This window comes from Ornithinibacillus halotolerans, from assembly GCF_014637405.1.
GTDB lineage: Bacteria > Bacillota > Bacilli > Bacillales > Amphibacillaceae > Ornithinibacillus > Ornithinibacillus halotolerans.
The window spans coordinates 114,210-136,235 of sequence record NZ_BMEY01000001.1 but is presented as its reverse complement, the minus strand read 5'-3'; the positions used below and the strand labels follow the sequence as shown (position 1 = coordinate 136,235).

Sequence of the window (22,026 nt, the reverse complement as noted above, 5' to 3'; positions counted from 1 at the left end):
TTAATCCATCTCCGACGAGGTATGTTGATAAACTATTCGATGAAGTATTTGTTCTGCATCCTGTTTAAACTCCCAATCAGTAGGAAGCTCATCGATCATACCTTTTGTTTTAGTTACTTGTTTATCTATTATTACGTCTCTATCGACAGGGTCACTGTTTATATGATTAATCATATCACATGTAAGTAATATTTCAGACATAACCGGAATTTCATCAATCAAATGGAAATGCTCTGCAATTGATTGAATCAATCTCGAAGTAATCTGTTTCTTAAGACTCCAATACATTTCTACTGAATCAGATTGTAAATAATAGTTTTTCATTTTTAGTTCATTAATTTGTTTAATTGCTGAAGCAAGTAAGGAAATTAATGACCGTTCTTCTATTTCAGCTAACATGGAATAATAAAGTCCGCTATAATAATCTCCGGCTAGTATGGAGAGTTGATTTTTAACGTCGATACTGTCCCCGTTATCATCTGGTATCTCTTCATGTATATCTAATGCTACTTGAACAAGCATTGTAGTAATAATTAATTGGTCTTTTACATGTTGAGGAAGTGAAGATTTATTTACTATATAAATTAAAAAGTATAGCTTATATTCATCAATTTTTGGCTTATTGATGTGCTGTAATAGGAAAGAATGATGAATTTTTTTCTCAATTTCTATATTTAGTCTCTGTAATTCCCTCTCCATTGTCTGCAAGAATATTCACCTTACTTTCAAGCCATTTAGTTGCCTTTGTCATTATAACATATTTAACTTATACGGGTAGTCCAAAAGTTATAATATATATGGAATGTCACGTTAATTGTTAGTAATTTCTCCATGACTTGTTTGTATGACTGCTTTTCCTCTAACTTTTACAGCAGAAGTATGTTCTGTAAACTGAGCAATCATTATTTCCCCTTTATCCAATTTCTCGGAATGATGGAATTTCGTATCAGACCCACGAGTTAAACCAATTACATTAACGCCATCTTCTAACGCTTTAATAACGAAAAAGTCCGTATTTTGACTCATCATGATTCCTCCCTTTTGTTACTCTTTATTATTATCGCATTTATTTGGAATATGAAAAGAATAATTATGTAAAATAAAAAAGGGTGCGATAGAACGCACCCTTTAACCCTATGTACGTATTATTTTACGATGTCTTTAAGGGCTTTACCCGGCTTGAAAGCAGGAACTTTGCTTGCAGGGATTTCGATTTCTTCTCCAGTTTGTGGGTTACGACCTTTACGTGCAGAACGCTCACGTACTTCGAAGTTACCGAAACCGATTAATTGTACTTTTTCACCTTTACTTAGTGAATCCATGACAGCTTCGAAAACTGCATCAACAGCTTTAGTAGCATCTTTCTTAGAAAGTTCGCTCTTTTCAGCAACAGCATTTACTAGATCTGTTTTATTCATGACATTCACCTCCTCCCAAAAAAAATCGGGTCACATTGGTACAAATTATTTCTCTTTCATCATTTGTTAACCAATTTACCTACTTTTATACTTATAAGCCCCTATAATCAATAGCGACATGGCTAATAATAAACGAGATTCTTTTAAAATTCAACAATTTATTACTATTTTTTTGTAATTTATCATGATTTTTACCGAAATTAGCAATTTTATTGGTAATAAAAGGTAATTTTCGTTAATCTCAACAAACCCTTTGTTTATAAGTATTCGCTACACTTTTCAAAAATCCTTCTTAGAAATTAATCTTTTTTGTAGAAGTTGGAATTGGGAGATGGAATTAGAAGTTTATGGTGTTAGTGGATTGTAATGGGATATCCTGGAAATGCATTTGGGGTGGATGGTGAAGTTTGATTCTATAATAGTAATGTGGTGAGTGCCGATTGATCTTAGTTTCTGGTTGCAACGGTCACTCATAAGGTAGATGAGTGTCGTTTGTTCTTAGTTTCTGCTAGTAACGGTCTCTCATAAGGTAGGTGAGTGACGGTTGTTCTTAATTTTTGCTTGCAACGGTCACTCATAGCTTGGATGAATGACGTTTGTTCTTAGTTTCCGCTTGCAACGGTCACTCATAAGGTAGATGAGTGCCGTTTGTTATTAATTTTTGCTTGCAACGGTCACTCATAGCTTGGATGAATGACGTTTGTTCTTAGTTTCCGCTTGCAACGGTCACTCATAGCGTGGATGAGTGACGTTTGTAGCTATTTTCTGCTGGTAACGGTCACTCATAGCGTGGATGAGCGACGTTTGTAGCTATTTTTTGCTTGCAACGGTCACTCATAGCGTGGATGAGCGACGTTTGTAGCTATTTTTTGCTTGCAACGGTCACTCATAAGGTGGATGAATGACGTTTGTAGCTAGTTTCTGCTGGTAACGGTCACTCATAAGGTGGATGAGTGACGTTTGTATCTAGTTTGTGGTTGCAACGGTCACTCATAGCGTGGATGAGTGACGTTTGTAGCTAGTTTCAGCATGTAACGGTCACTCATAAGGTGGATGAGTGACGTTTGTATCTAGTTTCCGCATGTAACGGTCACTCATAGCGTGGATGAGTGCCGATTGTACCTAGTTTCAGCATGTAACGGTCACTCATAGCGTGGATGAGTGCCGTTAATACCTAGTTTCCGCTTGCAATTGTCACTCATAGCTTTGATGAGTACCATTTATCCGCATCCGCAGTACCCACTCTCACTCATTTGCCTTGATGAGAAACGTTATTACCTGTATACGACAACAACAGCACTCATTCACTTGAAGAACTACGATTGTCGTCAATTCCAGCTAACAAAAGGCACCCATTATCCAAAACCTCCCTCTCGCTCCACGCAGCAAACAAACCCATAAAAAAATAACATACCAAATCCATCAGAATTTGATATGTTATTCCCATTTTTACTATTCACTTCTTATAGGATGATAGCGATTAAACCGCCAGATCCTTCATTGATAATTCTTTCCAAAGTTTCTTTTAGTTTATAGCGAGCATTTTCTGGCATTAAGGAGATTTTTGCTTGGATTCCTTCTCTTACGATAGAACTTAGTGATCTACCGAATATGTCTGACTCCCAAATAGATAGAGGGTCTTCTTCAAAATCTTGCATTAAGTATCTCACTAATTCTTCACTTTGCTTTTCCGTTCCGATAATTGGTGCAAACTCAGATTCTACTTCAACTTTAATCATGTGGATAGAAGGTGCAACTGCTTTTAGTCTGACACCAAATCTGGAACCTTGACGAATAATTTCAGGTTCATCAAGCTCCATATCTTCTAATGTAGGAGCAGCAATTCCATATCCAGTTTGCTTCACCATCTGTAATGCACTAGCAACCTGGTCATACTGTCTTTTTGCGTAGGAGAAGTCTTGCATTAACTCTAATAGATGATCTTTGCCTCGAATTTCGACGCCGACAATCTCTTTTAGAACTTGGTCATACAAATAGTCTGGAGCATGTAAATCAATCTCCGCTATTCCTTCACCCATTTCCATACCAGCTAAGTTCGCTTTGTCAATATAATCATAGTCTGCAAAATCACCAACAATGGAATCTACATCACGTAGTCTCTTGATGTTCTTTACAGTTGATTGAATAGCTTCTTGATAGCTTTCTCTTAACCAATGATCTTCTTTTAAGACCATTACCCAACTTGGAAGATTAACATTAACTTCAAGTACTGGGAATTCAAATAATGCTTCACGAAGAACATTATATACATCATGTTCTGTCATGGACTCCACACTCATAGCAAGGACAGGGATATCATGTGTTTCTGAAAGTTCCTGTCTAAGCAACTCTGTCTCTTGGCTTGTAGGATTAACAGAGTTGATCACCATAATAAACGGTTTCCCTACTTCTTTTAATTCTTCAACTACTTTTGATTCTGCTTCTACATAATCTCCTCGAGATATATCTCCGATGGAACCGTCTGTAGTTACAACTACTCCAATTGTAGAATGTTCTTGGATAACTTTTCTTGTACCAATTTCTGCAGCATCGTGAAATGGAATTGGTTCTTCATACCAAGGGGTGTTAATCATTCTTGGTCCATTCTCATCTTCAAATCCTTTTGCACCTTCTACTGCATACCCTACACAGTCTACTAAACGTATGTTGACATCTAACCCTTCCTCAACGGTTACGTTGACTGCTTGATTAGGGATAAACTTCGGTTCAGTAGTCATAATCGTCTTACCAGCTGCGCTTTGTGGTAGTTCATCTTGTGCCCTTGCTCGTTCACTCTCTTCTTCAATGTTTGGAAGCACAACAAGTTCCATAAATCGTTTTATGAATGTTGATTTTCCTGTCCGAACAGCTCCAACAATACCTAGGTATATATCACCGTTCGTACGTTTTGAAATATCTTTAAAAATATCTACCTTTTTCAAACGATCCCCTCCCGATCACAACATTATTAAATGAACAAACTACGAATAATTGACACTACAATTCTATGATGTTGTCCTATCAATTTATGACTTAATCTATGCAAAAGAATTAAAATTAATGAATATTTGTTATTCGTAGTTCGGTATTTTTTAATCTTCTAACTTTAAGCATTAAAAAACCCCTGCAACAAATATATGCTGCAAGGGAATTTTTATGAAAAATTATTCGACCATAAAAACAGGTTCTCCATCTTTTATGGTATATGGTAAAGAATATGCTGGTAAAAATGGTGTGTTTTCCGCAAGAAGATAACGAATGTCATCTCCTTCTTTGTAACTATGCTCATATTCTTTTAATGCATTGTTTAAATCAATTCGGTAATCAATATAAGTTTTTCCATTCGTATCCATAATAATGGGTAATAGATTGTCGGAATAAGGACTTTTGATTGTCGGTCTAGCATCTAATTTTAGTTTTTCATGATCAATTGTAAATAAACCTGCCTCTTTATCAATTACTTCACCAAACGGAGGGTAAAGATTTTGATTTCGATACGTATTTATACGCAAATTAACACTTCTTAGTTCTTCAGTAATTCGTAAATCAATTAATTTAACGAAAGCATCTGTATCAGGATATAGTAGTGCGTATTGATAGTATCCACCATTTTCATATGCGTTGCCAGGCAATTCTGCAATACTACCTTTTTCTTTTAACATCGTAAAATCAATTAAATATTTCTCAAAGATTGGTGTTTCATTTGGTTTTGTACGGATTGGAACTAAACCATTTGTTCGTTCCCGGTAATCATCTACAGCTGATTGAACCATATCCAATTGTGCTTGATTTGGTGTTTGATTCTTCTCTAATTGACTATTAGGATACATACAACCGCTTAAAACAACCATAATGATAGAAACCATAATAACTCTGTATGTATTTCGCATTTAAATAAACCTCCGTTAGCTTATATAGTTGGCCCACTGAAAACAATATAAAGGATAATAATACCACCTAAGAACAAGCTAACATATGCAAAAAAGGATACGATAATTGCAAAAATCCCTTTTAGTTTATGTCTACTTAATACAATTAGTCCAATTGCTAATATTAAAAAAACCATCCCAGCAATCGATATCCACATTTTAAGCATTGACTCTGACATAATTTCACCTCTAACTCTGTTTGTCCACCTACGTGCAACCGCTATTATACCACAAACCATAAGAATGAGCATGTTTTAAGAGGTCAAATTCTAAGGCCTGTCCATCGTTTAAGTAATAGGGATAAAATGCTGATTGTTTTTTTAAAAAAACATAATCTTAAAAGAAATAAAAATAGCCAGGACAAAGAGGGGCCTTCTTCATCCTGGTTATGACTAAATAACACCCAAGCTAGCTCTATCTATGAATGCTTCTGCGTATTATTTTATGCGATTAGACACGAGGTTGTATCCTCACTTGCCCAGCTTTAAGTTATTTTTTAAATAACTGGCTTAGCGAGTTAAGATCTGATGGCATATTATTATTTGTTATTGTCTTAACTAACATGTCTTCCTTTTCTTTCGATAGCGGTTTATTAGCCATTTTCGCTAACTGCCGAACGAGTTTTCGAACAGTCTTTTCATCCGAAAAATCAGCATTTTTAACCGAATCAGCAACTTTATAAACCTCACCTGGACTAATGCCTGCGCCTTGTTGTATTTTGTCGAAAGGATTATTGTTACCTTTATTGCTCACACGCTCGCCTCCTTGCTGCTATATTACTTCAACATAGTATATGCAAGGTTTTCTAGCGATGTGTTAGCGAGTATTTCGGTTTCTAAGTAGTGATGCTAAGTCATCCATTTCTTCTCGTTTATCACGATTCATTAATTGTTCGACTACATCTTTTGGTTTTTTAACACTATTAATAATTTCATATATACCTTCTGTTATGGGCATTTCAATATTTTCTTTTTTAGCAAATTGATATGCTGCTTGAACTGTTCGTACCCCTTCAACAACCATACCCATTCGTTCTAATACATCTTGTAGATCGTTTCCTTTACCTAATAAGTTTCCAGCTCTCCAGTTCCGACTGTGTACACTTGTACAAGTTACAATTAAGTCTCCAACTCCTGGCAAACCAAGAAAACTTAATGGATTAGCTCCAAGATGTGTACCAAGTCGAGTTATTTCAGCTAGACCTCTTGTTATTAATGCTGCTTTCGCATTATCACCATAGCCTAAACCATCGGATATACCTGCACCTAGAGCAATAATATTTTTTAATGCTCCACCTAATTCGATCCCAATCACATCATTACTTGTATACACTCGAAAGACTTCATTGAAGAATAAGTCTTGAGCGACCTTTGCATTATTTTCATTAATCGAAGCGACAGTGACTGTTGTTGGTTGTCTTTGAGCAACTTCCTCTGCATGACTCGGGCCGGATAAAACAACAATATCTTCATAAGTCACTTGAGTCATTTCTTCATCAATCAGCTGAGATACTCGTTTTAACGAGCCGGGTTCAATTCCTTTTGTAGCATGAATAATGACAGGTTTATGGGAAATGATAGCATTGACTTGTTGACATACTTCACGAATTGCTTTTGTTGGGACAACTAACAAGATGACTTCTACACCTTGAAGTGCGTCTTTCAACTCATAATAGGCTCTAATCGAGTCTGGAATCATAATTTCTAAATATTGTTCATTTTTATGTGTGGAATTAATGTGGTCGGCTTGTTCTTTTCGATGAGTCCAAAGTCGAACATCATGACCATTATCAGCTAGAACAATACTTAAAGCCGTTCCCCAACTTCCAGCACCTAATACTGCAACTTTTGTCATGTTAACTCCCCCTATGACCGCTTTCTTGCTAATATTTTAATTGGTGTACCTTCAAATCCAAATGCATCTCTTATTTTGTTCTCTAAGAAGCGTTTATATGAAAAGTGCATCAACTCTGGATCGTTAACAAATATAACGAATGCTGGTGGTTTAACCGCTACTTGCGTTGCGTACAACACTTTTAATCGTTGTCCTTTAACAGTAGGTGTTGGATTCATTGCAATAGCATCCATTATTACATCATTAAGGACATTGGTAGGTATACGTTTTGCATGATTTTCACTAGCAATTTTAACCATTGGAAGAAGTGTATGTAATCGCTTCTTCGTTTTGGCAGATAAGAAAACAATAGGTGCATAATCTAAAAATTGGAAATGAGCACGAATTTTTTCTTCGTATTCTTTCATCGTTTTATCATTTGTCTCCAACGTATCCCATTTATTAACGACAATAACAATTCCACGGCCAGCATCATGTGCATATCCAGCTATCTTCTTATCTTGTTCTCGGATACCCGTTTCTGCATCAATTAAAACAAGGACAACATCAGATCGTTCTATCGCTCTTAATGCACGTAATACACTATACTTTTCTGTTGATTCATATACTTTACCGCGTTTACGCATTCCAGCGGTATCAATAATGACATAATCTTGTCCATCTTTATGTAGTTTCGTATCGATAGCATCTCTAGTCGTACCTTCTATGTCACTAACGATAACACGTTCTTCATTTAATAACGCATTAACTAGTGACGATTTCCCAACATTTGGACGTCCTATTAAACTAAAATAGATCGTATCTTCATCATCTTGGTCTTGTTCTAATGTTGGAAAATGTTTAACAACTTCATCTAATAAATCACCTAGCCCAAGTCCATGTGCACCAGAGATTGGAAATGGTTCACCAAATCCTAACGAATAATATTCATAGATTTCATGTTTCATTTCTGGATTATCAACTTTATTAACGGCTAAAATAATCGGCTTATTAGATTTAAATAATAATTTGGCAACTTCTTCATCAGCAGCTGTGATGCCTTCTTTACCATTTACAATAAAGATAATGACATCTGCTTCGTCAATTGCAATTTCTGCCTGTTGACGCATTTGCATTAATAATGGCTCATCCCCAATTTCAATACCACCAGTATCAATTAAATTAAAATTCGTATTTAACCATTCTGCTTGAGAATAAATCCGGTCTCTTGTTACACCTGGTATATCTTCTACAATTGATATTCTTTCTCCAACTAATCTATTAAAAATCGTAGACTTACCGACATTCGGTCGTCCGACAATAGCTACAGTAGCTTTCCTCACGAAAGGAACATCCTCTCTTCAATTAAGTTTATTTTTTGTTTCGAAATAGATTTGTATAAATTTTGAGATGCGCGAAGCGGTCCGAATAGATAGAACTTTTTGAGATAGAAAAACGCATTATTCAGACTTGAGGTAAGGCTGGAAAGTTTTTTATAATATCGACATCCACATAACTTTATCTATTCTAGCAAAAGAAATAAATCTTAACAATCTTTAATGTTTTACGATGACAAATAAATCCTCCCCTAAAGCATGGGCAATTCCGTCTAACATCGCTTCTAAATTAGCAGATATTTTATGTACTTCTTCGAGAGTTTCACAAATAAAAATAGGTGCTCCACCTGATACTTGTTCTTTATTAGTTGTTACAATTGCGAGTATGGCTTTTTCAATAACCATGATTATTCAACCTCCTTCCGTTGATTAGCACGTGAAGGCATTCGAATCGCTGTTTCTAGAACTGGAACCGCACCAATTACTTTCATAGCCTTTTCTTTGTCCCTTATTTGTGGAAGGATAAACACTCCAATCCGTCCATCATCAAGATCACGCTTTATTAATGGGACTAATGCAGGTGTTCCTGAATCTCGGAAAACTCCTAACGAAACAGATACATCATGCAAAATAGCTTGTCTCTGACCGAGGTGTGCAATTGTATTGACGACATTAATATTTTTTGGTTTTAAAATAAACCCCATTCCATACTTTAAGATTTCTTCTTGTCTTGCAGGAAGCCCAATATTCATTATATAAATATTGTCTATATAAAGTCCGGCACCATCAAAATGAGGTGGTGAATATTCAATATCTACAATATCTTTTATCGTACTTCCACTTTGTAATACCTTACTTATAATTAGGCAAATAATTGCACCGAAAAAGGCGATATAAATATTCCACAAAATATAAAAGAGTGTGCCAATAAAGGCTGTTAAGATAACTAAGTAATTACGACTTTCAAATGAAATGGCAATTCCTTCAATATACGCCTTTCCACGTGACACAAGTTCATCCCCATCAATTTCACTTAACGTATTTCGTTCCATATTTCTAACTTCCCTAAATTGTGTTGCTGCAACAGTTAAAAACGTTACCGCAGTAAAATTCATTTCAAGCATAGCTGGTACTGCGACAGCTCCTAGTGATGCTGCAATAAACCCGAGTGCTACATGAATAATTTTTCCGTGTAAATAAGTTGGGTATTGTCGATAATCCGTGCGCAACATCATCACTCTTGCAATCGTTCCTAAAATAATACCAAAAACAATTGGCATAATGTATTCGTTCATTTTTGCCACCTCATATGCTGTTCTTATTTTTTAAAATTAATGAAAGTAAATACTCTTTTCCAACTTTAACTAGTTCAATGAGTATTACGATGAAAAGAATGACGGAAATCGTGTCTAGAAACTTAAAACTCCCTACAGTCTGGCTTATCGAATAATTGGCAAGTAAAACACTATATAGACATTCACCAGCACTAATACCAGTTAACGCGATTGCCAATCGATGATGGAGATGTTTGCTAACGAAAGAAATTAATAGAATGCAGATAAAAGGAATAAGTAATATTCTTGGTAAAAAGATCCACACTGGTGCATTAGCTTCCCATATTAATAAACTTGTGTATCCTACCATAACCGTAATTGCCGTGAAGATGTGAAAATACTTTCGTTCAAGTGATGCAATATAGACAAACCCACCTAATAAAAGCGCCAAATAGGTTATGGATATTTCTAAATAACCAATCGTTATGTATAGATTAGTTACAATGATGGCGCATAATATCCACACGGCACATATCGTGCGAAATGTCGTTTTAGGCAATAAAAACGTCACGATAATCCAAAGAAACCAAGCAATCCAATAAAATAATAATCCGTCCATTTATGTTCACCCACCATCATCATTATTATTACAATGAAGGAGTATTTTTAAACAAAAAAGAAGTTGATCTGTCATACAGATCAACTTCTTTATGATTAATTAATATTATTGCTTGAATTTATTCAATTTATCGCCAATTAAATCACCAAATTGAAAACTAGATGTTTCTTCATCTTTTTGGTATTGTTTATAATCTTTTGCCTCTTCTTCAGCTTCCAATTCACGAATACTTAAAGACATTCTTTCTTCTTTTGCATTAATATCTAATACTTTTGCTTTTACTGTTTGTCCAACTTCTAATACTTCATTTGGATTTCCGATGTGACGGTTTGCAATTTGTGAAATGTGAATTAACCCTTCTACATTTGGTAATACTTCCACAAATGCACCGAAATTAACTAATCGTTTCACAGTACCTTCTACGACTTGACCAGGTTTAATAGATTCTTCAATGTTAGCCCATGGTCCAGGTAGTACTTTTTTGCGTGATAGTGCTATACGTTCATTATCACGATCTATAGATAATACTTCTACTGTAATTTTATCTCCTTCAGAAACAACTTGAGAAGGATTTGTAACATGTTCATGTGATAGTTGTGAGATATGAACTAATCCATCAACCCCACCAATATCAACAAATACACCAAAATCAGCAATGCGCTGTACTGTTCCTTCGATAACTTGTCCTGGTTCTATTGACTGGATTGCTTTTGCTTTTTGAGTTGCTAATTCTTCCTCTACAACTGCTCGGTGTGAAAGAATAACACGATTTTGTTCTTGATCTAATTCTACTATTTTCACAGAAAGTACTTTATCTTGATAGTCAGAAAAATCATCTACATAGTGAGCCTCTACTAGAGATGCTGGAATAAATCCACGTAATCCAACGTCTGCTACAAGTCCACCTTTAACTACTTCTTTAACTTGTACATCAAACACTTCACCAGATTGGAATTTTGCTTCCAAATCTCCCCATGCAAGTTCACGGTCTACCAATTTTTTGGAAAGAATTACTTCATCATCTTCTATCTTTTTAATAGAAAGTGATAATTCATCGCCAACTTTGACAACGTCATTTGGAGTTTCGATATGTAAGTTAGACAATTCACTAATTGGAATAATCCCTTCTGTTTTATAACCAAAGTCTACTAACACATGCTTATCTTCAATTTTAACGACAACACCTGTTACCCTATCCCCAACTTGTACATTTAAGTTTTCTTGATTTACTTCACTCATTCCAATTCCTCCTTATGGACCACCAAAATAAACTATAATCTCAGAATAAACCTTCTTTTATAACTTCTAATATTTACTTTTATTTGTCAAGTATTGTCTTCTTATCCTTCATAAATTAAATGATTTTATACGCTTGTTCTAAAATCGCTTCAGCTACTTGTTCGATAGATAAAGAAGTTGTATCTATTTCGACAGCATCAACTGCTTTTACGAGAGGAGATGCTTCTCGTTTGGAATCAATTTCATCTCTTTTTTCAATTTCTTTTTTTAATAATTCTAGATCAGATGGGAATCCCTTGGAAAGATTTTCACTATGACGTCGTTTTGCCCGTTCTTCTACCGTAGCGATTAAGAATATTTTTACTTCAGCATCAGGGATTACTTTCGTACCTATATCTCTTCCGTCCATCACAACGCCTCGTTCTTGGGCTAATTGTTGTTGTCTTCGTACCATTTCTATTCGAACCTCTGAATGTTGAGCAACATAGGATACGTTATTTGTTACATCATTTGTACGAATGGAAACTGTAACATCCTCTTCATCTAGTAATACTCGCTGCCCTTCCTCACTTTGAACTAATTTAATTGTTGTTGAATCTAATAAAGATACTAATGCCTGTTCATCGTTTACATCTACCGATTCATTCAAAGCCTTTAATGTTAGGGCACGATACATAGCTCCTGTGTCGATATAAACATAAGAAAGTTTTTTTGCAACTATTTTAGCAACCGTACTTTTCCCTGCTGCTGCTGGACCATCAATTGCAATTGCGATTTTTTTTGTCATGTTGTTTATTCATTCCTCTCAAAAAATTTCTATTCAATATAAATGTTTACATAAGTTCTTTTTGTCTTTCTTCTCGTTGTACTTCAAAACAATAATGAATAATCACTTGTTGATCTTGTTTTTCAGGTGATATAAATTTAATCGACGCTGTACGTAAGGAATCTTGTTTATGAATGACGCGAACAACTTCCCCTATTAATTCTAAATAATGATATTCCCCAGAATGTAACGGAAGAACTAACGTAAGATTAATTCGTTCACTTTCTGTCATAGGTATTCCTTCGGGTATGATAATCGAGAGTCCTCCACCACTAATATCCATTGTTACTGTAGTAAATGGTAAGAAATTAAATTCATTACTTTGTACTGCAATATCTAAAGAAGCATTCACACGTACATATTGTCGTCGTTGGATCCGAAGAAATTGATCCTCATTAGGTAGTAACAGTAAATATGCCGGTATGTTACCACGAATTCGGTCAACTATTGTTGTCTTAAATTGATATAACAATTGATCTTGGCCTATAAATTCGGCTGTAACTGGAGTTCCAATTTCTATGTAGTGTTTTGTTCGTCTTGTTTTCATATGGATAGGATAATCAATGTATATATGATTATTATTTTGATCAATGATCTTACTTCGAAACTTTTCTTCTTCCTTGCTGTCTTTATCTTTTATTATGAGTGTAATAAAATCGCCTATTTTCAACTTAAACCCCCATATAGTCTATCTGTTTAAAAAGAACTCACTGCTACTTATTATCACAAAAAAATAAAAAAAGGGAAAGGGCAAAGACCTTTCCCAGTAAAAATTTTAAATTCCAGCATAATTTATTTCTTTGCCGTTAAGCTTTTCGACCATTTCTTCAGCACCATTCATAGCATTAATGAATATACGGTAAGTGTCATCCCCTAAAATTCCTAAAAATTCATACGTAACAACTTCTTCACCTAATTCATTTGTTATAACTGCTAAATATTCTTCTTGAATATCGACGTTTGGATTAACATAATTTCTTGCTTCCTCCGAAGATAATTTAGGTTTAGGTATATCACGTACATGATGATTTAAGAAGTAATTATTCGCAGTTAATCCAAGAATATCGCCATTATCTAGAGCAACTTTTACTTCAATGGCATCCGCAAAAACTCTAACCCCATCTTGATTGTAAATAAAGGAATAAATTCCAATATTTCCATATTCACTACTGTTTAATAGTTCCATACTTTCAAAATCATGTTCCTGTATATATTGTTCGGCAATTTTATAACCTTCATTTAAACTTATTTTCTTTTCTTTCACTTCTCTATCGACTAATAAGGTAATAGGATGTCCACCTTTTTGTGTTAGATCAAGGTAGGCATTTTTATTTCCATCATTGTAGGAAACACTATAAAGTGGAATATCCGCTCCATCACCTGTACCTGTTATTCGTAAATTTTTTTCCTCTTTCACATTAAATAAGTCTCTACTATAAACTAATGCTTCTTTTTCACTAATATCTTTGCCACTAATATTTTCATATTTATGTTTTTCAGAAGAAGTTCCAGATATGGACGAATCTACATTTCCTTCAGCATATCCTTCTATCTTTTTCTCTACTGTTTTAAACCCATCAATAATCGTATTATCAGCTTGCTCATCTTCTGTAGCTAAGGCAAGTTGAACATCCATCCAACGCAAGTTATTTTCTAGTGCTGTGTGTTGTACTTGACGTAGTTCATCTTTAATATCGCCAGCTTGTGCATATAAGTCTTTTAAAGTATTTAGTTCTTCATCGGAAAGAGGGTCTTTCTCTAAATCTCTAATCGCTGTTCGATACGTAAAGTCTCCAATATCTGATAAAAATTCCTCTGTCTTATTAAACGGTAATAAAGACAATGGAAGTTGACCAACATTCGACAGTGATTCGGAAGTTAGACGCCAAATGTCAGCTAACTGAGGAGAAAGTCTTTCCCTAGAATTCATCGCAATCGCAGTTCCGATTTTATCGTGCATCATATCGAGATTATATGTCAGTTCGTGGAAAGCACGTTGATACGTATTTTCCGCTTGAATAAGTATCGCATTCTTATCTTGATGTTCTTTATAGCCCCATGCAGCAGTACCAGCTACTCCTACTGCAAGGACAACAATTGTTATCCATCGCAACATAATTCGTCACCCCTTATTTACAAAAGATATGTTTACCAATTCGCTTAATTTGTGGTCTACCCCATATCCAACTTGATGTTGCAGTATCTGGATTGAAATAATAAATAGCATTTCCAGTTGGATCCCAACCATTTATTGCATCAAGAACTGCTTCTCTTGCTTTATCATTAGGTGTTAACCATATTTGTCCGTCAGCAACTGCAGTAAATGCCCTTGGTTCAAAAATAACCCCTGCTACTGTATTTGGAAAAGTAGGACTTTCTACACGATTTAAAATAACCGCAGCAACAGCAACTTGTCCTTCATACGGTTCACCACGAGCTTCACCATAAACAGCATTTGCCATTAAATCGATATCGTTTTGGGAAAATCCTTGAGGAACATTAACTGCAGTGGTTTTTCGCTCACTACTAGTATCTGCGGTATTATTAGTAGTACCGGCATTATTTCCTCCAGTATTATTATTGGTATTGGTTGTTCCTTTTGGTGCAGCAGATTTCGATTTCGATCCTCCAGACGACCCTTTTTTAGAACGGGTTTGCTCGGATAATGGCTGGCCACCATAGTACGTAAAATCATTCCCTTGGGCAATTTGCGTGTGAACCCATTTGCCATCGAATTTACTTACATCGACAAGTTTTTGCCTCGTTTTTAATCCTGCTAATCCATCAATATCTAATCCATAATCTTTCTGAAAGTTACGTAGTGCCCAATAGGTTCCCCAACCAAACACTCCATCAATCTTACCATTGTAGTAACCAATATATTGAAGCCTTGCTTGTAATTCAATTACATCGTCACCCATCGCCCCACGTTGTATCACTTGATTCGTAAAGGCATCTACTTCTTTCGGTTGTACTGTTTCTTGAAGTCCAATCGCAAATAGACATATAATAATGAATAAGATTACTTTTCTTAATGTCATATCATTACCTCTCACTTTCTTTTGTCTGGTAATATCTATTTTTCGATGAATCAAGTAATTTATGCATCACAAACTATATTTGTCTTGAAGAAAAGTAATAGTAGTATTATTTTTTCTATGTAAAAATGTGGTTTTTACTGTTAAACATTGAATATAGTCGATTATAGATTGTTGATTATAAATAGTAGTCATAAAAAATAAAGGTTGAGACAAAAAAGTAAGGGAATTATAAATGAACAAATTACATCAACACCTGCGTCAAAGAAGACACCGCGATGGTACTTCCGAGCAGTTGTCGAACATGCGCTCGAAGTGAAAGCGGAGTATCTTTCCACCGGGGTAGATGCTCTACCAACTTGTTCAAATTACCTACTTTTTGTTTCAACCTCAATAAATGATAAATATTAATAACTAGCGATGGCCATTTTCATTCGACGTAGGCCGAACATCCATAGTAAAATCATAAATGGCACAACATAGAATATCCAGTTTGTTTCAAAAGTAATTAATATAAAATTATAAATTCCATGTAAAACAATTGGAAGAATTAAAGCTAATACAATGCTACGAATTCGATGATTAGCATTCATTTTCGCTTTGCCAAAATAATATCCCATGATGACACCGAATAATGCATGGGAGGATACAGGAAAAATGGCCCGCGATAATGCATATTCAATTCCATTTACAAATAAGTACAGAATATTTTCTACGGTAGCAAATCCTAAACTAATAGCAACCGCATAGACAATCCCATCATAATGGGCATCAAATTCGGTATGTTGATATATGACATACATAAAAATAAACCATTTAAAAAATTCTTCTAAAAATGCTACGACAAAAAAAGACTGAACGAACGCATTTCCTATCTCATCACTAATAAATGCATATTGAATAAACATGATAGGAAAAACCAACAAACAGCCAAAGACAAATGTCCGCATTATTAATGGAATTGGTTCCGTAATTCTATCTTTTAAATATATAAAAGACATTAATGCTAATGCAGGGGCAACACCTGCCGAAATAATACCTAGCATGATAAAGCTCTTCTCCTCTCAACTCATTTAATCGTATCATGGAAAAGTGCTATTGAGAATACTAATTTACGAGAAAGTAAGGTGTGTTACATGAAAAAGATTATTATTGTTCATACTGGCGGTACAATATCGATGCTAGAAAATAAAGAGACTGGGGAAGTGAATACGACTAATGATCACCCACTAGCTAATATTACGTATAACTTTGGAGAGGATGTTGTGATTGATGAACATATTGAATTTTCATTACCATCACCCCATATTACTCCGAATCATATGTTACAGTTAGCAAAAACCGTTGAAAAGTTATTAACAGAATATGAAGGCGTCGTTATAACTCATGGTACCGATACACTAGAAGAAACGGCCTATTTATTGGACTTAGTTCTAGATACAGAAAAACCAGTGATTCTTACAGGAGCAATGCGTTCTAGTAATGAAATTGGTTCGGACGCATTATATAATTTAATCAGTTCTATACGAGTTGTGTTAAGTCCTGCTGCGTACTCTAAAGGGGTATTAGTTGTGATGAACGATGAGATTCATAGTGCAGTTAATGTGACTAAAACATCAACTAGTAATGTTGCAACATTTCAGAGTCCACAATATGGACCAATAGGAATTATTACAAAGGAAACGATTATCTTTCACCACCAACTTATTTCACGAACTACTTATCCAGTTGAAAATATAACAAAAAATGTACCATTACTAAAGGCTTACGCTGGTATGGATAGTACTATTATTGATTTAATAGCGAATGGCAATCCAGATGGACTTATAATTGAAGGATTAGGACAAGGTAATTTACCAAAACAGACCATTCCTGCAATTAAAAGAATATTGGCTAAAGATATTCCTATTATATTAGTGTCGAGAAGTTTTCGAGGAAACGTGCAACCAACCTATTCCTATGAAGGTGGTGGCAAAAAACTAAAAGAACTAGGAGTTATATTTACGAATGGCTTGACTGGTCCAAAAGCAAGAATCAAATTGCTAATTGCATTAGAAAACACATCTGACTTACAAGTAATACGAGATATTTTTGAAAATGATATTTATTAATTATTAAAACGAAATTAACAAGCCCCAGAAATTATCCAATATATTTCTAGGGCTTTTTTAGTGCTTATGTTTATATTATTTAACTCTTCTACTCTACACTTCACAATTACTTATTCTCCTGCTCCCACTCTTCAATTTCCTTTCGAACAATTGGTGCTACTTTTGTCCCAAATAATTCAATAGCATGCATGACTTGTTCGTGAGGCATAGATCCAACTGGAACGTGAAGCATAAAGCGAGTAATACCTACATTTTTACGAAGGAAGATAATTTTTTCTGCAACCGTATCCACATCACCAACATATAATGCGCCTTCAAGGCTCCTTGCATGATCAAACGTTTGTTTCGTATAAGGTGCCCACCCACGTTCTTTCGCTAATACATTCATTGCTTGCTGTGTTGGAGGAAAGAATTGTTCAACTGCCTCATCTAAATTATTAGCAACAAAACCATGAGAATGAGATGCAACCGTTAATTTTGTTGCATCATGACCAGCTTGTGTAGCGGCACGTTTATATAAATCAACTAGTGGAGCAAATTGTAATGGACTTCCGCCAATAATTGCTAGTACAAGTGGTAATCCTAACACACCAGCTCGTACTACAGATTCTGGAGTACCTCCACTTGCTATCCAAACTGGTATCGGCTCTTGAACTGGTCTTGGATATATTCCTCGGTTCTGGATACTTGCACGGTGTTTCCCCTTCCAAGAGACAATTTCAGATTCACGGATTTTTAATAGTAAATCCAACTTCTCATCAAATAACTCATGATAATCTTGTAAATCATAGCCGAACAAAGGAAAGGATTCAATAAATGAACCACGTCCTGCCATAATTTCTGCTCGTCCGTTTGAAATAGCATCGACAGTAGCAAATTCTTGAAAAACTCGAACCGGATCATCCGAAGATAGTACCGTTACTGCACTACTTAATCGAATATTTTTCGTACGAGAAGCGGCCGCTGCTAAAAGGACAGCAGGTTTAGAACATGCATAATCTTTCCGATGATGTTCCCCTACTCCGAAGACATCTAGACCGACTTCATCTGCAAGTACTATTTCTTCAACAACTTCTCTAATTCTCTCTGCATGACTGATTGTTTGCCCCGTATGAACATCTGGAGTTGTTTCCACAAAAGTAGTTATACCTAATTCCATTTCCTTCACTCCTCAACTATCTGCCAGCTATTACCTTGGCAATCTTTTCCCCATGAAATCTTCCATTTTCAATAAATATTTCGTTATTATTATTTCCGGCTGCAACTACTCCAGATACAAAAATACCTTTAATGTTAGTCTCATATGTTTCTTCATTATAAATTGGCTTCCCGTTCTCAGGATTAATTTGTACCCCTACTTCTTTTAAAAGAGTATAGTTAGGGCGATAACCAGTCATGGCAAAAACAAAATCATTTTTGACTTCATAATCTTCGTTGCCAACACGGTAGAATACTTTTTCATTCGTAATTTTTGTAACATGTGCATTGAAAACCATATTAACTATACCTTTACGAACTAAAGAATCGAAGTCAGGTAATATCCATGGTTTTATACTTTTAGAATACGTTTCTCCGCGGTACAAAACAGTAATATTTGCCCCTGCTTTATTTAATTCAAGTGCAGCATCAACAGCGGAGTTTTTACCTCCGATAATTACAACGTCCTTCTTGTAATACGGGTGCCCTTCCTTGAAGTAATGCATAACTTTTGGTAATTCTTCTCCTGGCACATTCATCCAGTTTGGTTGATCATAATAACCTGTAGCGATAACGACATGTTCTGCTTGATAGCTATTCGCTTCCCCAGAATCTTTTACTGTTTTCACAATAAATTCATTATTCGATTGTTTTAAAGTTGTTACTTTTTCAAAAGAATGAATACGAAGATTTGTTCGTTCTGCAACATTGCGGTAGTAGGCAAGTGCCTGATTTCGAACAGGCTTTTGTCTTTCTGTAATAAACGGTATATCTCCGATTTCTAATTTTTCGCTAGAGCTAAAAAATGTTTGATGAGTCGGATAATTATAAATGGAATTAACAATATTTCCTTTTTCAATAATTAATGCGTTAATTCCTTGTTCTTTTAAACGTATAGCAGTTGCCATTCCACATGGGCCAGCACCAATAATAATAACCTTTTCTCTTTGATTCATTTCCCTACACTTCCTTTTGCCTTCACACTTTGTATATATGTATTATAACAAATGAAAAGCTCTTACCATTAGGATAAGAGCTTTTGAACAATGTATTATCGATAAAATTATACCCAACCGCGGAAACGAGAAGCTTCTGCCATCTTTCTTACACCAACCATATAGGCTGCTAGTCTCATGTCAACTTTTCTTGTCTGAGAGGTTTCATATATTGTATTAAAAGCTTTTACCATATTTTCGTGTAATCTTTCTTCAACTTCCTCTTCTGTCCAATAAAATCCTTGGTTGTTTTGTACCCATTCAAAGTAGGAAACAGTTACCCCACCAGCTGAAGCAAGTACATCTGGAACAAGTAGGATTCCTCGTTCCGTTAAAATTTTAGTTGCTTCCATTGTTGTCGGACCATTAGCTGCCTCTACTACAATACTTGCTTTAATATTATGTGCATTATCTTTCGTTATTTGGTTCTCTACTGCTGCTGGAACAAGAATGTCACATTCACTTTCTAATAACTCTTTGTTTGTAATGGTGTTATTAAATAGTTTAGTTACCGTACCAAAGCTATCTCGACGATCAAGAAGATATTCAATGTCTAGGCCTTCTGGATCATATAATGCACCATAAGCATCAGATATACCGACAACGGTAGCGCCTTGATCGTGTAAGAATTTAGATAGGAAACTTCCTGCATTACCAAATCCTTGTACAATTACTTTTGCACCTTTTACATCAATATTTCGCTTCTTAGCTGCCTCATTAATACAGATTGTAACCCCTTTTGCTGTTGCAGATTCTCTACCATGGGAACCGCCTAATACAATTGGTTTACCAGTGATGAAGCCAGGGCTATTAAATTCATCCATTCTACTATATTCATCCATCATCCAAGCCATAATTTGTGAATTAGTAAACACATCTGGGGCAGGAATATCTTTTGTAGGTCCTACAATTTGACTAACTGCTCTTACATATCCACGACTTAATGCTTCCAATTCACGGAATGACATTTCACGAGGATCACAGATGATACCACCTTTTCCTCCTCCATAAGGAAGATCGACAATACCAGCTTTTAAACTCATCCAAATCGATAAAGCTTTTACTTCTCTATCCGTTACATCTGGATGGAATCTGATTCCACCTTTAGTCGGTCCTACGGAATCATTATGTTGTGCTCGATATCCAGTGAAGATTTTAGTTGAACCATCATCCATTCGCACAGGAATTCTTACTTCCATCATACGAAGTGGTTCTTTTAACAACTCATAAACTTCATCAGGGTAACCCAGTTTCTCCAGTGCGGTTTTGATAACAGTTTGTGTCGAACTTAATACATCATTATTGTTATTTTTCTCTTTGGTAGAATCTGCTGCTTTTTCGGCTACCATGAATTTACCTCCTAAGGAAACTAATAAATAGTAAAAATAATAGCTATTCTCAGAGATTAGTATACACTTTAAATATAAATATGCAATAAATAAACTTAGTTTTTGCGATTAAATCCACACAAAAATGAAAACGCTATCTTAACGAACATTTTTTAGTATTAGTAAGTACTTTTATTTCATCCATTTTTACGAATCAAATGTATTAACAATTGTTTCGATTGCATTGGATTGGATAATAATTTTACCATATTCTTTTAGTCTATAAGAGGTTACAATACTAGGATTTGCAAACTCAGACATTAAAGCGATGATATTTTCTTTATGGTTGCCATTTAGTTCGTTTTGATTTAACAACATATAATAACGACTACCCATATGAAAAACTTGGCCGCCACTAACGGCTAGTTTACTCAAATAAGAAGATACTTGAATAACATCTTCAAAGTCATCAAATGAAAAAATGAGCTCTTTGCTTTCATCCAGTGTAACTTTCATTTCAATGACGTCCTCATCCCAATCTATAGTATCGCAATTTTGCGTGACGATGACATGCATACCTTGTGCTTGCATTAATAATACTTGCACATTTAGTTTTCCCTCTAATTCAAAACCTAATTCGGAGCTTGCTTCATACATTACATCAGTAAATAAATTTTGGATGCTTGTTGCATCGTGTAAAAACTCCTCTTTATTAAATCCCCGTTCCACCAGGTCATCAAACGTCAAAAATATTGTAAATTGACTACTGGACACCCTTTCAATTCGCACATAGCATCCTCCTCAAAATAACAATGATATGTCTTTCCATATAGATAAGGAAAGAGCCTATACTGCCTAAAAATATGCTTTCAGTAACTCTTT

23 protein-coding genes are annotated in these 22,026 nt (G+C 35.2%); 1 reads left to right on the top strand and 22 read right to left on the bottom strand.

Annotation, left to right across the window (positions count from 1 at the left end; translation table 11 throughout):
• From IEV35_RS00790 to prsW, 18 genes are all read right to left on the bottom strand, one after another.
• The gene (locus tag IEV35_RS00790) at positions 1 to 699 is read right to left on the bottom strand and encodes a heptaprenyl diphosphate synthase component 1 (RefSeq protein WP_229740605.1); all 699 of its coding nucleotides are present in this window, start codon (positions 697 to 699) and stop codon (positions 1 to 3) included.
• Between the two features lie 111 nt (positions 700 to 810).
• Positions 811 to 1,026 (bottom strand): trp RNA-binding attenuation protein MtrB, encoded by a 216-nt coding sequence (gene mtrB, locus IEV35_RS00785; protein WP_188382775.1) that lies wholly within the window; start codon positions 1,024 to 1,026, stop codon positions 811 to 813.
• A 119-nt stretch (positions 1,027 to 1,145) separates the two neighbouring features.
• Positions 1,146 to 1,418, bottom strand: coding sequence for a non-specific DNA-binding protein Hbs (gene hbs, locus IEV35_RS00780; protein ID WP_188382774.1), 273 nt, complete (start codon positions 1,416 to 1,418; stop codon positions 1,146 to 1,148).
• Positions 1,419 to 2,881: 1,463 nt separating this feature from the next.
• On the bottom strand, positions 2,882 to 4,360 hold the full coding sequence (gene spoIVA, locus IEV35_RS00775; protein WP_188382773.1) for a stage IV sporulation protein A: 1,479 nt from the start codon (positions 4,358 to 4,360) through the stop codon (positions 2,882 to 2,884).
• A gap of 222 nt (positions 4,361 to 4,582) precedes the next feature.
• Entirely contained in the window at positions 4,583 to 5,308 is a 726-nt protein-coding gene (locus tag IEV35_RS00770) for a YphF family lipoprotein (RefSeq protein WP_188382772.1), read from the bottom strand.
• Between the two features lie 20 nt (positions 5,309 to 5,328).
• A complete protein-coding gene (locus tag IEV35_RS00765; protein ID WP_188382771.1) occupies positions 5,329 to 5,526 on the bottom strand; it encodes a DUF2768 domain-containing protein in 198 nt (65 codons plus the stop codon).
• Positions 5,527 to 5,836: 310 nt separating this feature from the next.
• Complete coding sequence (locus IEV35_RS00760; protein WP_188382770.1) at positions 5,837 to 6,100, bottom strand: stage VI sporulation protein F; 264 nt, start codon at positions 6,098 to 6,100, stop codon at positions 5,837 to 5,839.
• Positions 6,101 to 6,163: 63 nt separating this feature from the next.
• A complete protein-coding gene (locus IEV35_RS00755) occupies positions 6,164 to 7,201 on the bottom strand; it encodes an NAD(P)H-dependent glycerol-3-phosphate dehydrogenase (RefSeq protein WP_188382769.1) in 1,038 nt (345 codons plus the stop codon).
• Positions 7,202 to 7,212: 11 nt separating this feature from the next.
• The gene (gene der, locus IEV35_RS00750) at positions 7,213 to 8,523 is read right to left on the bottom strand and encodes a ribosome biogenesis GTPase Der (RefSeq protein ID WP_188382768.1); all 1,311 of its coding nucleotides are present in this window, start codon (positions 8,521 to 8,523) and stop codon (positions 7,213 to 7,215) included.
• A 213-nt stretch (positions 8,524 to 8,736) separates the two neighbouring features.
• Positions 8,737 to 8,922, bottom strand: a complete 186-nt coding sequence (locus IEV35_RS00745) for a capping complex subunit for YIEGIA (RefSeq protein ID WP_188382767.1) — start codon at positions 8,920 to 8,922, stop codon at positions 8,737 to 8,739.
• Between the two features lie 2 nt (positions 8,923 to 8,924).
• Complete coding sequence (locus tag IEV35_RS00740; protein WP_188382766.1) at positions 8,925 to 9,812, bottom strand: YIEGIA family protein; 888 nt, start codon at positions 9,810 to 9,812, stop codon at positions 8,925 to 8,927.
• A gap of 10 nt (positions 9,813 to 9,822) precedes the next feature.
• A complete protein-coding gene (locus IEV35_RS00735) occupies positions 9,823 to 10,410 on the bottom strand; it encodes a YphA family membrane protein (protein ID WP_188382765.1) in 588 nt (195 codons plus the stop codon).
• 105 nt (positions 10,411 to 10,515) lie between these two features.
• The gene (gene rpsA / locus IEV35_RS00730) at positions 10,516 to 11,649 is read right to left on the bottom strand and encodes a 30S ribosomal protein S1 (RefSeq protein ID WP_188382764.1); all 1,134 of its coding nucleotides are present in this window, start codon (positions 11,647 to 11,649) and stop codon (positions 10,516 to 10,518) included.
• A gap of 115 nt (positions 11,650 to 11,764) precedes the next feature.
• A complete protein-coding gene (gene cmk / locus IEV35_RS00725; protein ID WP_188382763.1) occupies positions 11,765 to 12,436 on the bottom strand; it encodes a (d)CMP kinase in 672 nt (223 codons plus the stop codon).
• Between the two features lie 46 nt (positions 12,437 to 12,482).
• Positions 12,483 to 13,145, bottom strand: a complete 663-nt coding sequence (locus tag IEV35_RS00720) for a flagellar brake protein (protein ID WP_188382762.1) — start codon at positions 13,143 to 13,145, stop codon at positions 12,483 to 12,485.
• A 105-nt stretch (positions 13,146 to 13,250) separates the two neighbouring features.
• The gene (gene ypeB, locus IEV35_RS00715; RefSeq protein WP_188382761.1) at positions 13,251 to 14,591 is read right to left on the bottom strand and encodes a germination protein YpeB; all 1,341 of its coding nucleotides are present in this window, start codon (positions 14,589 to 14,591) and stop codon (positions 13,251 to 13,253) included.
• A 13-nt stretch (positions 14,592 to 14,604) separates the two neighbouring features.
• The gene (gene sleB / locus IEV35_RS00710; protein WP_188382760.1) at positions 14,605 to 15,516 is read right to left on the bottom strand and encodes a spore cortex-lytic enzyme; all 912 of its coding nucleotides are present in this window, start codon (positions 15,514 to 15,516) and stop codon (positions 14,605 to 14,607) included.
• Between the two features lie 404 nt (positions 15,517 to 15,920).
• Positions 15,921 to 16,559, bottom strand: coding sequence for a glutamic-type intramembrane protease PrsW (gene prsW, locus IEV35_RS00705; protein WP_188382759.1), 639 nt, complete (start codon positions 16,557 to 16,559; stop codon positions 15,921 to 15,923).
• A gap of 90 nt (positions 16,560 to 16,649) precedes the next feature.
• On the opposite strand from prsW, the gene IEV35_RS00700 reads away from it, so the two are divergent.
• Entirely contained in the window at positions 16,650 to 17,624 is a 975-nt protein-coding gene (locus IEV35_RS00700; protein WP_188382758.1) for an asparaginase, read from the top strand.
• 106 nt (positions 17,625 to 17,730) lie between these two features.
• On the opposite strand, the gene IEV35_RS00695 is transcribed toward IEV35_RS00700, so the two are convergent.
• The 4 genes from IEV35_RS00695 to IEV35_RS00680 form a co-directional block, all read right to left on the bottom strand.
• Positions 17,731 to 18,783 carry an LLM class flavin-dependent oxidoreductase gene (locus IEV35_RS00695; RefSeq protein ID WP_188382757.1) on the bottom strand — a complete coding sequence of 351 codons (1,053 nt, stop codon included), beginning with the start codon at positions 18,781 to 18,783 and terminating at the stop codon, positions 17,731 to 17,733.
• Positions 18,784 to 18,799: 16 nt separating this feature from the next.
• On the bottom strand, positions 18,800 to 19,777 hold the full coding sequence (locus IEV35_RS00690; RefSeq protein WP_188382756.1) for a YpdA family putative bacillithiol disulfide reductase: 978 nt from the start codon (positions 19,775 to 19,777) through the stop codon (positions 18,800 to 18,802).
• Positions 19,778 to 19,884: 107 nt separating this feature from the next.
• On the bottom strand, positions 19,885 to 21,165 hold the full coding sequence (locus IEV35_RS00685) for a Glu/Leu/Phe/Val family dehydrogenase (protein WP_188382755.1): 1,281 nt from the start codon (positions 21,163 to 21,165) through the stop codon (positions 19,885 to 19,887).
• A 186-nt stretch (positions 21,166 to 21,351) separates the two neighbouring features.
• Positions 21,352 to 21,933, bottom strand: a complete 582-nt coding sequence (locus tag IEV35_RS00680) for a genetic competence negative regulator (protein WP_188382754.1) — start codon at positions 21,931 to 21,933, stop codon at positions 21,352 to 21,354.
• Between the last annotated feature and the right edge of the window lie 93 nt (positions 21,934 to 22,026).

Coding starts and splice junctions, on each gene's coding strand:
- IEV35_RS00700 (WP_188382758.1), top strand. CDS start 16,650: ATGAAAAAGATTATTATTGTTCATACTGGCGGTACAATATCGATGCTA.
- IEV35_RS00740 (WP_188382766.1), bottom strand. CDS start 9,812: ATGAACGAATACATTATGCCAATTGTTTTTGGTATTATTTTAGGAACG.
- prsW (WP_188382759.1), bottom strand. CDS start 16,559: ATGCTAGGTATTATTTCGGCAGGTGTTGCCCCTGCATTAGCATTAATG.
- IEV35_RS00770 (WP_188382772.1), bottom strand. CDS start 5,308: ATGCGAAATACATACAGAGTTATTATGGTTTCTATCATTATGGTTGTT.
- hbs (WP_188382774.1), bottom strand. CDS start 1,418: ATGAATAAAACAGATCTAGTAAATGCTGTTGCTGAAAAGAGCGAACTT.
- IEV35_RS00765 (WP_188382771.1), bottom strand. CDS start 5,526: ATGTCAGAGTCAATGCTTAAAATGTGGATATCGATTGCTGGGATGGTT.
- IEV35_RS00685 (WP_188382755.1), bottom strand. CDS start 21,165: ATGGTAGCCGAAAAAGCAGCAGATTCTACCAAAGAGAAAAATAACAAT.
- sleB (WP_188382760.1), bottom strand. CDS start 15,516: ATGACATTAAGAAAAGTAATCTTATTCATTATTATATGTCTATTTGCG.
- rpsA (WP_188382764.1), bottom strand. CDS start 11,649: ATGAGTGAAGTAAATCAAGAAAACTTAAATGTACAAGTTGGGGATAGG.
- IEV35_RS00790 (WP_229740605.1), bottom strand. CDS start 699: ATGGAGAGGGAATTACAGAGACTAAATATAGAAATTGAGAAAAAAATT.
- IEV35_RS00695 (WP_188382757.1), bottom strand. CDS start 18,783: ATGGAATTAGGTATAACTACTTTTGTGGAAACAACTCCAGATGTTCAT.
- IEV35_RS00690 (WP_188382756.1), bottom strand. CDS start 19,777: ATGAATCAAAGAGAAAAGGTTATTATTATTGGTGCTGGCCCATGTGGA.
- IEV35_RS00755 (WP_188382769.1), bottom strand. CDS start 7,201: ATGACAAAAGTTGCAGTATTAGGTGCTGGAAGTTGGGGAACGGCTTTA.
- IEV35_RS00745 (WP_188382767.1), bottom strand. CDS start 8,922: ATGGTTATTGAAAAAGCCATACTCGCAATTGTAACAACTAATAAAGAA.
- mtrB (WP_188382775.1), bottom strand. CDS start 1,026: ATGAGTCAAAATACGGACTTTTTCGTTATTAAAGCGTTAGAAGATGGC.
- IEV35_RS00735 (WP_188382765.1), bottom strand. CDS start 10,410: ATGGACGGATTATTATTTTATTGGATTGCTTGGTTTCTTTGGATTATC.
- ypeB (WP_188382761.1), bottom strand. CDS start 14,591: ATGTTGCGATGGATAACAATTGTTGTCCTTGCAGTAGGAGTAGCTGGT.
- cmk (WP_188382763.1), bottom strand. CDS start 12,436: ATGACAAAAAAAATCGCAATTGCAATTGATGGTCCAGCAGCAGCAGGG.